The organism is Streptomyces pseudovenezuelae, from assembly GCF_029892565.1.
GTDB lineage: Bacteria > Actinomycetota > Actinomycetes > Streptomycetales > Streptomycetaceae > Streptomyces > Streptomyces pseudovenezuelae_A.
In genome coordinates this window covers 276,694-289,877 of sequence record NZ_JARXVH010000001.1, presented here as the reverse complement: position 1 = coordinate 289,877, position 13,184 = coordinate 276,694, and the positions used below count along the sequence as shown (strand labels likewise).

Annotated in this window: 10 protein-coding genes; 3 read left to right on the top strand and 7 right to left on the bottom strand. The window is 70.4% G+C overall.

What is annotated here, in order from left to right; all coding sequences use genetic code 11:
• Positions 1 to 3 precede the first annotated feature (3 nt).
• Genes M2283_RS01360 through M2283_RS01350 form a run of 3 tightly spaced genes read right to left on the bottom strand, consistent with a single transcriptional unit; the run spans position 4 to position 2,602 of the window.
• Positions 4 to 1,206: a thiolase family protein gene (locus M2283_RS01360; RefSeq protein WP_280874040.1), complete on the bottom strand. Its 1,203-nt coding sequence runs from the start codon at positions 1,204 to 1,206 to the stop codon at positions 4 to 6.
• Positions 1,203 to 1,847, bottom strand: coding sequence for a CoA transferase subunit B (locus M2283_RS01355; protein ID WP_280874039.1), 645 nt, complete (start codon positions 1,845 to 1,847; stop codon positions 1,203 to 1,205). The genes M2283_RS01360 and M2283_RS01355 overlap by 4 nt, the downstream gene beginning before the upstream one ends.
• The gene (locus M2283_RS01350) at positions 1,847 to 2,602 is read right to left on the bottom strand and encodes a CoA transferase subunit A (RefSeq protein WP_280874038.1); all 756 of its coding nucleotides are present in this window, start codon (positions 2,600 to 2,602) and stop codon (positions 1,847 to 1,849) included. Before M2283_RS01350 ends, M2283_RS01355 begins: the two co-directional genes overlap by 1 nt.
• A gap of 196 nt (positions 2,603 to 2,798) precedes the next feature.
• Here M2283_RS01350 and M2283_RS01345 point away from each other — a divergent pair, with 196 nt between their 5' ends.
• A complete protein-coding gene (locus M2283_RS01345) occupies positions 2,799 to 3,263 on the top strand; it encodes a MarR family winged helix-turn-helix transcriptional regulator (RefSeq protein ID WP_280874037.1) in 465 nt (154 codons plus the stop codon).
• Between the two features lie 25 nt (positions 3,264 to 3,288).
• On the opposite strand, the gene M2283_RS01340 is transcribed toward M2283_RS01345, so the two are convergent.
• On the bottom strand, positions 3,289 to 4,287 hold the full coding sequence (locus tag M2283_RS01340; RefSeq protein ID WP_280874036.1) for a DUF3048 domain-containing protein: 999 nt from the start codon (positions 4,285 to 4,287) through the stop codon (positions 3,289 to 3,291).
• A 248-nt stretch (positions 4,288 to 4,535) separates the two neighbouring features.
• Between M2283_RS01340 and M2283_RS01335 the strand changes: the two genes are divergently transcribed.
• On the top strand, positions 4,536 to 6,053 hold the full coding sequence (locus tag M2283_RS01335) for a hypothetical protein (RefSeq protein WP_280874035.1): 1,518 nt from the start codon (positions 4,536 to 4,538) through the stop codon (positions 6,051 to 6,053).
• A 31-nt stretch (positions 6,054 to 6,084) separates the two neighbouring features.
• On the opposite strand, the gene M2283_RS01330 is transcribed toward M2283_RS01335, so the two are convergent.
• Entirely contained in the window at positions 6,085 to 7,155 is a 1,071-nt protein-coding gene (locus M2283_RS01330) for an ATP-dependent DNA ligase (RefSeq protein ID WP_280874034.1), read from the bottom strand.
• 74 nt (positions 7,156 to 7,229) lie between these two features.
• Between M2283_RS01330 and ligD the strand changes: the two genes are divergently transcribed.
• Positions 7,230 to 8,255 (top strand): non-homologous end-joining DNA ligase, encoded by a 1,026-nt coding sequence (gene ligD, locus M2283_RS01325; protein WP_280874033.1) that lies wholly within the window; start codon positions 7,230 to 7,232, stop codon positions 8,253 to 8,255.
• 53 nt (positions 8,256 to 8,308) lie between these two features.
• Here ligD and M2283_RS01320 read toward each other — a convergent pair whose 3' ends face one another.
• A complete protein-coding gene (locus M2283_RS01320; protein ID WP_280874032.1) occupies positions 8,309 to 10,522 on the bottom strand; it encodes an OmpL47-type beta-barrel domain-containing protein in 2,214 nt (737 codons plus the stop codon).
• Positions 10,522 to 13,008: a ThuA domain-containing protein gene (locus M2283_RS01315; RefSeq protein WP_280874031.1), complete on the bottom strand. Its 2,487-nt coding sequence runs from the start codon at positions 13,006 to 13,008 to the stop codon at positions 10,522 to 10,524. The genes M2283_RS01320 and M2283_RS01315 overlap by 1 nt, the downstream gene beginning before the upstream one ends.
• Positions 13,009 to 13,184: the final 176 nt, after the last annotated feature.

Genomic DNA, 13,184 nt, shown 5'->3' with positions numbered 1-13,184 from the left:
TTCCTAGCGTTCGAGTACGAGGGCCAGTCCCTGACCCACGCCGATGCAGAGGGTCGCGACACCGACTCCGCTGCCCTTGCGGGCGAGTTGGTGGGCGACGGTACCCGCGAGACGGGCACCCGAGGCGCCGAGCGGGTGGCCGAGGGCGATGGCGCCGCCCTGCGGGTTGAGGATCGCGGGGTCGAACTCGGGCCATTCGGCGACGCATCCGAGCACCTGGGCGGCGAAGGCCTCGTTCAGTTCGAGGACTGACAGGTCGTCAAAACCCTTGCCCGCCTTGGCGAGTGCCCGGTTCACGGCTTCGACCGGGGCAAGTCCGAAGTACTGCGGGTCGAGCGCGTTCACACCGGTGGCGGACACCCGGGCGAGCGGCTCGCGACCCGTTGCCTTCAGGCCCTCCTCGTCCACCAACAGCAGCGCCGCGGCACCGTCGTTGAGCGGCGACGCGTTGCCCGCGGTGACCGTGCCGCCCTCGACGCGGAACGACGGCTTGAGCCGGGCCATCGCCGCCAGGGAGGCGTCGGCCCGCACGGACTCGTCGGCGGCGAAGGAGACCGGGTCGCCCTTGCGCTGCGGGACCGGCACGGGCGCCAACTCGGCGTCGAACAGGCCATGTTGCTGTGCGGCGGCCGCCTTCTGGTGACTGGCGAGCGCGAACTCGTCCTGTTGCTCGCGGCTGATCTTGTGCTTGTCGGCGATGAGTTCGGCGGACTCGCCCAGCGGGATGGTCCACTCCGGGTTCATCTTCGGATTGACCATCCGCCAGCCCAGGGTGGTCGAGTACAGCTCGGTGTGTCCGGCGGGGAACGGCCGGTCCGACTTCGGCAGCACATACGGCGCTCGGGTCATCGACTCGACGCCACCCGCCACGACGATGGAGGCGTCGCCCACCGCGATGGCGCGGGCCGCCTGGATGACGGCTTCGAGGCCTGAGGCGCACAGCCGGTTGACGGTCACGCCCGGCACGGAGGTGGGCAGCCCGGCGAGCAGGCCTGCCATGCGGGCGACGTTGCGGTTCTCCTCGCCGGCGCCGTTGGCGTTGCCGAAGTAGACGTCCTCGATGCGGGCCGGGTCCAGGTCGGGCGTACGGGCGAGGAGTTCGCGCAGGGCGTGCGCGGCCAGGTCGTCCGGGCGGACGCTCGCCAGGCCGCCGCTGTAGCGGCCGATCGGGGTGCGGACCGCGTCGACGATGTAAACCGAGTTCACAGCAGAACCTCCGGGACGGTCAGTTTCGCGTCGGTCTTCGCGGTGACCTCGTCCACACTCACACCGGGCGCGGTCTCGACGAGGACCAGGCCGTCCTCGGTCACGTCGATCACGCCGAGGTCGGTGATGACTCGGTTCACACACGCCTTGCCTGTGAGCGGCAGGGCGCACTCCGAGAGGATCTTCGGGGAGCCGTCCTTGGCGGTGTGGGTCATGACGACGATGACGTAGCGGGCGCCGTGGACGAGGTCCATCGCCCCGCCGATCCCGGTGATCAGCTTGCCGGGGATGGCCCAGTTGGCCAGGTCGCCGGCGGCCGACACCTGCATGGCGCCGAGCACGGCCACGTCGATGTGCCCGCCCCGGATCATCGAGAAGGACAGCGCCGAGTCGAAGAAGGAGGCACCCGGCAGGACCGTCACGGTCTCCTTCCCGGCGTTGATCAGATCCGGGTCGACCTGGTCCTCGGTCGGGTAGGGGCCGGTGCCCAGGATGCCGTTCTCGGACTCCAGGATCACCTCCACGCCCGGCGGGAGGTAGTTGGGGATCAGCGTCGGCAGGCCGATGCCGAGGTTGACGTACTGCCCGTCCTGAAGTTCGCGGGCCGCGCGGGCCGCCATCTCCTCGCGTGTCCAGGCCATCAGCTGCTCACCGTCCGCTGCTCGATCCGCTTGTCGGCGGCCTGCTCGGGGGTGAGCGCCACCACCCGCTGTACGAAGATCCCCGGCAGGTGCACCGCGTCCGGGTCGATCTCGCCGGGCTCGACCAGCTCCTCGACCTCGGCGATCGTGATCCGGCCCGCCGTCGCCGCGAGGGGGTTGAAGTTGCGCGTGGACTTGTTGAAGACCAGGTTGCCGTGCCGGTCGCCCTTCGCCGCCCGCACGAGCGCGAAGTCGGTGCGGATGCCCAGCTCAAGGACGTACTCGGTGCCGTCGAAGTCGCGCACCTCCTTCGGCGGGGAGGCGAGCGCGACCCCGCCCTCACCGTCGTAGCGCCAGGGCAGTCCGCCCTCGGCGACCTGGGTGCCGACGCCCGCCGGGGTGTAGAACGCGGGGATGCCGGCGCCGCCGGCCCGCAGCCGCTCGGCCAGCGTGCCCTGCGGGATCAGCTCCACCTCCAGCTCGCCGGCCAGGTACTGGCGCGCGAACTCCTTGTTGGCGCCGATGTACGAGCCCGTCACCCGGGCGATCCGGCCGGCCGCGAGGAGCACCGCGAGGCCGGACTCCATGGCGCCGCAGTTGTTGGAGACCACGCCGAGACCGCTGACCTCGCGCTCGTACAGGGCCTGGATCAGCACGTTCGGCACACCGCTCAGTCCGAAGCCGCCGACCGCGAGCGTCGCGCCGTCCGGCACATCGGCCACCGCCTCGGAGGCTGTGGGGACCACCTTGTCCATCCGCGAAGCTCCATCTCGTCCGGAGGTAATCAGGGCACTGAGCGATGTAGTGAAGTTTCCTTCACGCTGCCACTGGTCGGGTGCGGCGTCAAGAGCTGGGAGAAGTGCCGGGCCAACAGGAGGCGCAGCCATGGAGACACTTGGGAAAACCGCAGGTATCGTCAGTGCACAGACGAATTCGACCTCGGGGGCGCACATGGCCGCGCTGGACCTCACCACCCACCCCGGGCATCTGGCCCGGCGGTTGCAGCAGGCGCACTACCTGCTGTGGAACACGATGGTCTCGGAGGAGATCACCTCGCCGCAGTTCGCGGTCCTCAACGCGCTCGTCGAGGAGCCGGGCCTGGACCAGCGGACCGTGGGGGAGCGGGTGGGGCTCGACCGGTCCACGATCGCCGAGGTGATCAGCCGGCTCGGCCGGCGCGGGCTGCTGGACAAGGTGCGCGACCCGCAGGACGGCCGCCGGTTCCTGCTGCGCCTCACCGACGAGGGCGAGCGCACCCACCGCAAGCTGAGCGTGCGCACGGCGCGGATGAACTGCGTCTTCCTGTCGCCGCTGTCGGCCGCGGAGCAGACGGTGTTCTGCGACCTCATCCAGCGGGTCGCCGACGCGGCCGAGGGGCTCCGCAACCCGACGGAACCCCTCGTGACACAGCGCTGAGTGCCGGGGCCGGTCCGGTCGCCCGTCAGGACGCCTTCGCGAACACCACCCACACCTGGCCCTTGGCGAAGTTCACCGGTGAGCCGTCCTTCGTCGTGAACTCCGTGCCGTCCTTGGCGTTGTCGCGCTTCCAGTCGACGTCGTAGGCCCGTCCGCCGCGCAGCACCTGCGCCGTGCCGGAGCCCACCGTCTCGGTGTACGGCGTGTTGTTGCCGAGGACGTCGTGGAAGCGGGACGTGCGCACCTTCACGTACTGCACGACGACCGTCGCCGGTGCCACCCGCTTCCCGTCGGTCGTCACGGTCGGCGTGCCGTCCATCGAGACCAGCCAACGGTGGCTGCGCGCCGACCAGTTGAAGGTGAAGGAGGCGGACGGGTAGCGGACGGTCCGCGAGGTCTCCTTCGTGCCGCCGGAGGGGGCCGCGCCGAAGCGGAAGCCGTTCGTCAGCGCGTCCGCGCCCGGGGCGGAGGGCATCAGTTTGGACGGGTGCAGATAGAGGTTGTGCGGGGCCGCCTTGTCGGTGCCCCGGAAGTAGGCGTCGGACGCGTCCTCGGGCGGCACCGCCCGCAGCGGCGCCTTGTCGATCAGCGGCAGCAGCTTGTGCTGCGCCCCGGAGAAGGCGAGCGTCGGGTCGTCGTACTGGCGCAGCAGCTCCAGATCGGACTCGCGCGCACTGCGCACCGGCCCGATCGACTTCGGGAACTGGGTCGCGTACACCGCCATCAGCCGGCTCAGACCGCCCTCGACCTGCTCGGCGTAGACGACGTCCGCGGCGCGCAGTCCGGTCTGCGGGCGGGCCGCGCGTACGTTGTCGATCTTCACGGCGAGTACGGAGCCGGTGTCGGCGGTCTTCTCGGCGCTCTTGCTGGGGGTCGGGACCGGCGTCCGCAGCTGTCCGCGTCCGTCGTCCACCGGGTTGTGCGTTCCCGTGCAGCCGGCCGCGAGCGCCGCCGTCACCGTGGCGGCCAGCAGCGCCACCGTCGTCGAGGCGCGTCGTGTGCGCGCCGTACGTCCCTTGCCCACCGTGGCACCACATCCTGTGTCATCGATTGTGCGCTTATAAGTTCATTGCTGCGCATACCCCCTCGATGACGATTGCGCGCGTCCAATGGGCCGATCGGCCGCAGGTCGTCGTCCGTGGTGATTGCCCAGGGCCTTGTGCCCGGCCGCGATCGGCTCAGTCCTTGCCCTGGCGTGCCCCGGTGTCACCGACAGCCCGGTGGCGTGAAAATCCTGAGCCGATCGGGCACGGTCCGGGCAGGATGCCCTCCGTGAACCCTGTCCTGTGCGGGCTCGCCGCCAACGCGGCCCTGCCGTCCGAGCTGGTCGACCGGCTGATCGCGATCGCGGATGACGACATCGCCGTGGACCTCGCCGGTCGGGCGGACCTCAGCCGTGCGCAGGCGGTCGCGTTGCTCTCGCGCGTCGAGGAGAGCGGTGCGCGGCTCGCGTGCGAGGGCCGGCTGACCGCCGCCGACGTGGATCCCGGGGCACGGCCGCACGCTGCCCTCGCCCTGCTCCACGAGGGCGCCGGGAGTCCGGAGTGGGCGCGTCCTTTCGCGGCGGATCCGGATGTGGAGCGCCGGGAGAAGCTGGCCGCCTGCTCCGGCCTCCCGGCCGAGGTGGTGGAGGCGCTCGCCGCGGACCCGGACGTACGCGTCGTCGCGGAACTCGCGCGGTGGACCACGGCGGACGTGGCCGCGGGGCTCGCGGAGCATCCGCATGCCGAGGTCCGGCGCGCGGTGGCGGCCAACGAGGCGACGCCCCCGGACGTACTGGCGGCGCTCATCACCGGCGAGGGGCTGCCTCCCGCGCGACGGTGCCTGGTCTACGACCGCGAGGCGACGCCGTTCGTGCACGATCCGCACTGCGAGCGGCCCGACTGCGATCTGCTGCCGGGCGCCTCCTGCGACGGCTCCCACGAGTCCTCCGTGCACCAGGTGCAGGTGGCGGCCCTGCGGAACCCGGCGACTCCCGCCGAAGCCGTCGTCGGCTTCGTGGACCATCCCTCGATGATCCTGCGCTGGACGCTCGCCGCCCGCTCCGACCTGCCCCCGGAGGTGTACGGGCGGCTGGCCGCGGACCCCGTTCCCGGTGTCCGGGCCGATCTCGCCGGGAATCCCGCGATTGAGGAGGCCCTGATCCGCACCCTGGCCGACGACGGCGGCCACGACGTGCGGCGCAGCCTCGCGCACAACCGGCATGTACCGCTCGACGTGCTCGTCCACCTGGCCGGCGCGACGAAGATCGGCGCCACCCTGCTGCCGCGAATCGCCGCCGCGTCTCCCGCCGAGGTCCAGGAGCTGGCCCGGTCGCCGCACCCGGCCGCGCACATGCTCGTGGCCCAACGACGCGATCTGCGGCCTGAGTTCCGCGACGCGCTGGCCGCCGATCCCGACGCGAAGGTGGTCAAGTCCGTCGCCCCGCACCCGGGCCTGTCCGAGGCCCAACTGCGCGCCATGGTCGACCGGCACGGAGTCCGGGTCCTCGCCAAGGTGGCGACCAACCCGGACGCGAGTCCGGCGCTGCTGGAGGACCTCACCCGGCACGAACCATCAGTGCAGAAGGCGTTCCGCGAAATCGCACGGCACCGGAACGCGACGGCCCAGGCTCTGCTCGCCTGCCTGGCGGACCGACAGGCGAGGCCCATAGCCGCCGGCCATCCGGCGCTCCCTGTGCCGGTCATCGTGGACCTGCTCACCGACGCCGAGTGGCAGGTGGCGGAAGCGGCGGCCGCCAACCCGTCGCTGCCGCGCGCCGTGATGTCGGATCTCGTGCCCCGGCTGTAGGAGCCCTGTTGTGTGCTCGGCCGGAATCCCCTCAGTCCTGGGGGCCGAAGATCTCCGCGAGGTCGTACCCGACCGGCTCCTCCAACTGCGCGTACGTGCAGCTCTCGGGGGTGCGGTCCGGGCGCCAGCGGCGGAAGCGGGCCGTGTGCCGGAAACGGGCGCCGTTCTCCATGTGGTCGTAGGCCACCTCGGCCACCCACTCGGGGCGCAGCGGCACCCAGGACAGGTCCTTCTTGCCGGACCAGCGGCTGGGGGCGCCGGGCAGCCGGGCCGTCTCGTGCGCGGCCTCCTGCGCCCAGGCCGCCCACGGGTGACTCTCGACGTCCGCCATGCGCAGCGGCTCCAGCTCGTCGATCAGCTCGGCCCGCCGCTTCATCGGGAACGCGGCGGACACGCCCACGTGCTGCAGGGTGCCCTGGTCGTCGTACAGGCCGAGCAGCAGCGAGCCCACGATCGGGCCGCTCTTGTGCAGGCGGTAGCCCGCGACGACGACGTCCGCCGTGCGTTCGTGCTTGATCTTGAACATGGCGCGCTCGTCGGGGAGATAGCGCAGGGCGAGCGGCTTGGCGATGACGCCGTCCAGGCCCGCCCCCTCGTACTGGTCGAACCAGCGCCGGGCCACCTCGATGTCGGTGGTCGCCGGCGCCACGTGCACGGGCGCCGACACCCCCGACAGGGCCATGGTGAGCAGCGCCCGCCGGTCCGCGAGCGGCACGTCGAGCAGCGACTCGTCCGCCAGCGCCAGCAGGTCGAAGGCCACGAAGGACGCCGGGGTCCGCTCGGCGAGCGTCCGCACCCGGGAGTCCGCCGGGTGGATCCGCTCGGTGAGCGCGTCGAAGTCGAGCTTGCCGTCCCGGGCGATGACGATCTCCCCGTCCAGCACGCACCGCGGCGGCAACCGCTCCGCGAGCGCCGCCACCAGCTCGGGGAAGTACCGGGTCAGCGGCTTGCCCGTACGACTCCCGATCTCGACGTCGGCCCCGTCCCGGAACACGATCGCCCGGAACCCGTCCCACTTCGCCTCGTACTGCATGTCGGGCGGGATCCTCGCCACCGACTTGGCGAGCATCGGCTTCACGGGTGGCATCACCGGCAGGTCCATGGCACCGATTCTGCTCTCATACGAAGCCTGCCGCCCGGTGTGCGTGGGACCCGAGGTGCGCCTACCGTGGCCGCATGGGCGAAGCGGTGGAACTGGAAGCGGGCGGCCGTACCGTCCGGCTGTCCAGCCCGAGCAAGATCTTCTTTCCCGAGCGCGGGTTCACCAAGCTGGACCTGGCCAACTACTACATCGCCGTCGGCCCCGGCATCCTGCGCGCCCTGCGCAACCGCCCCACCACGCTGGAGCGCTATCCCGACGGCGTGACCGGCGAGAACTTCTTCCAGAAGCGGGCGCCCAAGAACATGCCCGACTGGATCCCGACCGCCCACATCGCCTTCCCCAGCGGGCGCAGCGCCGACGAGATGTGCCCGACCGAGGAGGCCGCCGTCCTGTGGGCCGCCCAGTACGGCACGCTCACCTTCCACCCCTGGCCGGTCCGCCGCGACGACGTCGACCGCCCCGACGAACTCCGCATCGACCTCGACCCGCAGCCCGGCACCGACTTCGACGACGCCGTCCGCGCCGCCCACGAACTGCGCGCCGTCCTCGACGAGTTCGGCGGTCTGAAGGGCTTCCCCAAGACCTCCGGCGGGCGCGGTCTGCACGTCTTCGTGCCGATCGAGCCGAACTGGACCTTCACCGAGGTCCGCCGCGCCGCCATCGCCGTGGGCCGGGAGCTGGAGCGCCGGATGCCGGACCACGTGACCATGAAGTGGTGGAAGGAGGAGCGCGGCGAGCGCATCTTCGTCGACTACAACCAGACGGCGCGGGACCGCACCATCGCCTCCGCCTATTCCGTACGTCCCCGCCCGCACGCCCCCGTGTCGGCGCCCCTGCGCTGGGACGAGGTCGGCACCGCGCACCCGCAGGACTTCGACCTCGCGACGATGCCCGCGCGCTTCGCCCAGCTCGGCGACGTGCACGCGGACATGGACGACCACCGCTACTCCCTCGACGCCCTGCTCGAACTCGCCCGACGCGACGAACACGACCACGGGCTGGCCGACCTGCCCTATCCGCCGGAGTACCCGAAGATGCCGGGCGAGCCGAAGCGGGTGCAGCCGAGTAGGGCGAAGAAAGAGGCGCCGCCGGCCGAGTAGTCCCGGCCGGGGCGCCTCCCACGGACGCTATGGATACATCCGTGGCTCTACGGCTACGGCAGCTCCTTGATCCGGATGTCCCGGTAGGAGACCACGTCCGTCGTGCTGTGCACCTGCAGTCCGACGTAGCCGGAGGCGAACCGCCGGCCGTCCGTGCCCGGGTCGTCCGAGCGCGGCGGGTAGAAGTCCTGGCCGCCGATGTTGTCGAACTCGTTGATCAGGACGCCGTTGCGGTAGACCGAGTAGTGCTGGTCGACCACCTGGATCTCGTAGTCGTTCCAGGTGCCCTTCTGGGTGACGCCTGCGCCGGCGAGTCCCACCCGGTCGAAGCCGTAGATCGAGCCGGTCTTGTACAGGTCGCCGTCGGGCCGGTCGAACACCTGCACCTCGTGGCCGTATTTGATGGCGGCCCACTCCGGCCGGGGCTCCTCCGGGTTCCCGTGAACCCATGGGAACCGCACGAACACACCGGAGTTGGCGTTGCCCGTGCCCGGCGCGTCGTCACGCCACTGGAGCTTCAGCGAGAAGTCCCCGTACTTGCGCTGCGGGAACCAGAGCATGCCCAGGCCGTCGGACGTGGTGCCGCTGGTGATCGAGCCGTCGCCGTTGAGACCGAACGAACCGCCGCCGACCTGCTCCCACTTGGCGAGGGAACCCGCCGTGCCGTCGAAGATCGTCCGGTAGCCCTCGGTCTGCCCCGGCTTGCCGATCCCGGACTCCTCGGCGGCCTCCGTGATCGTGTCGTACTCGCGCTCGTCGACGACCCCTTCCTTGAACAGCTTGTCGAGGACCGTCTTCACGTGCTTGAGGAACAGCGCGTGGGACGTCCACTCCTTCTCGTCCTCGATCAACTCGTTGATCCGGCACCGGTTGTTGGTGACCCGGTTGGGGACGCCTGAGTCGACCGTGCCGACGATGACCGTCAACCGCTCGTCGAACTCGGGGCAGTTGGGCGCGGGTACCCCGCCGCCGGCCACCACCGTGAAGCTCACGGTCCGCGGCTGGGAGGTGTTGCCCGCCTTGTCGCTCGCCCGGTAGGCCACCGTGTGCGTACCGGCCCGGTCGACCACCACGGGCCCGCCGTAGGCCAGATAGGGCCCGGCGTCGAGCGAGTACTCGATGCCCGCGACCCCCGAGCCACCCTCGTCGGCCGCGCTCACGGTCACCTTGGCGTTGCCCACGTACGCCCCGTCGGAGTTGCGCGTCCCGCCGACGGTCACGCCCGTCACCGGCGGGGTCGTGTCCTGCGTGGGCGGCGCGACGACGGTGAACGTGACGCTCTTGTCCGCCGCCACGTTGCCCGCCTTGTCGGTGGCCCGGTAGCGCACGGTGTGCGTGCCGAGCTGATGCACCATCACGGGCCCCGAATAGGCCTGCCAGGCACCGGAGTCGACCGCGTACTCGATGGTGTTGACGCCGGACCCGGTGTCGGAGGCCGAGACGGTGACCGTGGCCATGTCGAGGTAGTTCCCCTCGGGGTTCTTCTCCCCGCTGACCGTCGCCGAGGTCTCCGGCGCGGTCGTGTCGTCCGTCGGCGGCGCGACGACCGTGAACTCGACGCTCTTCTCGGCGGCCACGTTGCCCGCCTTGTCCGAGGCCCGGTAGCGGACCTTGTGCGCGCCGACCTGGTCCACCACGACCGGGGTGGTGTACGGCAGCCAGGCGCCGTCGTCACCCAGCGCGTACTCGACCCGGTCCACGCCCGAACCGCCCGGGTCGCTCGCGGCGATCGCCACGCTCGCCGAACCGACGTACTGGCCCTGCGAGTTCTGCGTCCCGGTCACGTCGACCGAGGTCTCGGGCGCGGTGGTGTCCTCGCCGGTGCCCTCGGTCACCACCAGGATGCCCTGCATCTGCCCGTGGCCCGGGATCGTGCAGTGGTAGAAGTAGCGGCCCGGGGTGAGCGTGACCTCCGCGGTGTGGAGGCCGCCCTGCGCGTCGTTCGGATTGGCGAGGATGTTGAGCTCGACGTCGCTGTTGAACTCCGGGTCCGACGTCGCGAACGTCAACGTGTGGGGCATTCCCATGGTGTTGCCGGTCGCCACGCTGTTCTCGAAGACGATCGTCGCCGTACCGGCGACCGCCGTCGTGGGCGCCGAGACGTACTTGGTGATGTCGTCGCCCGCGGTCCAGGTGAGCGTCTGGGCCGCGGCCGCCCGTGTGGCACGCTCAGGTTGGGCGCCTGCCGTGGTCTGCAGGCCCAGCATCATCAGCATGGTGGCCAACAGGGCCGCCCAGACTCTCCGTTGCCGTAGAAGGTGCCGCATCACTGCCCTCCCCTCGCCAGTCGGTTCGCGGCCGGGGTCGCCCCGCCGCCGGTGTAAGTGACCTTCCACAGCGCCGACTTGGCGTCCGAGGTGAAGAAGCCGCGCCCGTAGTCGAGGACGTACAGCGCCCCGTCCGGACCGAACTTCCAGTCCATGAGGTTCTTGATGCCGTCGTTGCCGATCGGCACGATCTTCTTCAGGGACTCCGAGTGCACCGGCAGACCGCCGTCGCCCTGCGTCTTGGGGTCGGTGAGCACGGCGTTGCGCGGCTGGTCGGCGTCGTAGAAGTCACCGACGAACCACTTGCCGTCCCAGTACGAGGGCCACTTGGTCTCGCTGGTGCTCGCCGCGTCGTACCGGTAGACCGGGCCGTTCATGGCCGCCTGGCCGCCGCCCTTGAGCCACGGCAGCAGATACTTGGCCTCCTCCTGCTTGTACGAGGGGATGCCGCTCGCGTCGCGCGGGTAGTCCGGTGCGCCGCCCTGCGGCGAGTACCAGATGTTGTTGCCGGTCACCGGCGGGAGGTTGACCAACCCGTTGTTGTTCGGTGACTCGTTCTTCGGGTGGTCGCAGTCGTACCAGCCCAGCGGTTTCGTCGGATCGGGCAGATTGCGGTCCCGGTAGGGCTGCTTGTTGCCCATGCAGTACGGCCAACCCCGGTTGCTCGCCTTGGTGATGACGGCGAACGTGTCGTACTTGGCCGGACCCCACGTGGTCGACGGCGCGCCCGCGTCCGGACCGACCCAGCCCGCGTAGAGGGTGTCGGTCTGCTGGTCGACGAAGATGCGCGCCGGGTTGCGGACGCCCATCACATAGATCTCGCCTCGCGTCTTGCCGCCGCCCTCGTCGGTCTCCTGGCCGGTGAAGAGGTTGCCCGCCGGGAGGGTGTACGTCCCGTCGGACTCCGGGTGGACGCGCAGGATCTTGCCGTTGAGGTTGTTGGTGTTGCCGGCGGTGCGGCGCGCGTCGGCGAAGGAGACGCCCTTGTAGTTCGGCGCCGGGTTGTTGCCGGAGTAACCGTCGCTGAAACCACTGGAGTTGTTGTCGCCGGTCGCGATGTACAGGTTGCCCTTGGAGTCCCAGGCCATCCCGCCGCCCGCGTGGCAGCAACTGTGCACCTGCACCGGCCACTTGAGCAGTACCTTCTCGCTGCCCAGGTCCAGCTTGTTCGTCGTGAGGTCGAGTGTGAAGCGGGAGACCCGCCGCTCGGCCATCTGTGTGTCGCGGTTGAGCTGCGAGTGCGGCGTGTAGTGCAGGTACACCCAGCCGTTCTGCTCGAAGCGCGGGTCGAGCGTGATGCCGAGCAGGCCTTCCTCGACCTTGACCAGCTCGTCGCCGCCGCCCTTGTTGCCGAAGACCGTCAACTCGCCCGCCAGCGTGACCTTCTTGGTCTTCGGGTCGTAGACGTGGATCTGACCCTTGCCCTTGCCGACGTCCGGGTTGTTCCAGTCGGTGACCACGGGCTGCGAGGAGTCCGCGCCGCCCCGGCCGATGTAGAGCACGCGTCCGTCGGACGCGGTGACCAGGCCGTGCGGCTCGCCGATCTGGTCGTTCTGACCGGGCTGGTTGGCCTGGGTCAGGCGCTCCGCCTTGTAGTTGCCGTTGATCGTCGCCTTGCAGTCCGCCCGCACCAGCCGGGAGGTCCACAGCAGCGCACCCCGCAGATGGGCGCGGAACTCCGTCTCGTCGTACGACGACACCGTGCCGCCCATACCGGTGTAGAAGGACCGTCCGCCGTCGTAGTCACGGCACCAACTGACCGGGTGGTCCCAGCCGTTGGCACTCGCCCCCGGCTGATACGTCGACTCGCGCACCCGCGCCACGGTGTGCACGTCGCCCGACGGGTTCTTCACCCAGTTCGGCCACTGGTCCGGCCGCTTCCACTGCAGCGGCAGATCCTTGGTGGCCGGGTGCTGCCGGTCGCCGACCTCGACCACGGCCCGCTGTACGGCGGTCGGGCTGGAGGCGGCCGGCCGGGCGCCGACCAGACCGGTGAACCAGTCCGAGTACGGCTCCGCGCGGGCCGCGTCATGGACGCCGACGAAGCCGCCGCCCGCCTCCATGTACGTCTCCAGGCCCGCCTCCTGCTCCGGATCGAGGACGTCACCGCCACCGGTCAGGAACACGATCGCGTTGTAACTGCCCAGCCTGGCCTCGTCGGTGAAGACCGAGGCATCGTCCGAGGCCTCGGTCTCGAAACGCTGCTCGGCGGGTCCGGTGAGGCCGATCTGCTCGATCGCCCCGATCCCGGCGTTCACGACGGGGGACTCGTCCCCGGCCGCCGCGGAGCCGTAGAAGACCAGCACCCGCACATTCGGGCCGCCCGGGGGCGACTTGACGGACATCGTTGTCGGGGACGGTTCCGGGGCTGGCCGCGCGCTCGCGACGGGTCCCGACAGCAGTCCGGCGGTGACGACCCCGGCGGTCACGGTGGCCGCCCAGGCCCGTCTTCTGACGCCTCTTGTGCTCAACCCTCGTAAGTGCATGGGCACCTCCTCGGTCACAGCGGCAACGGCAAGGAAGCTAGACCCCTTTGCATGACTCGCCAATACCTATGACCGGGATCCCACGAACTTTGTCCTGAGTGTGGATAAACGGCGGAAGGGCGGCTACCGTCTCACAGGTTCATCACAGGTACACCTCCGCAAATTCCTTACCAGGG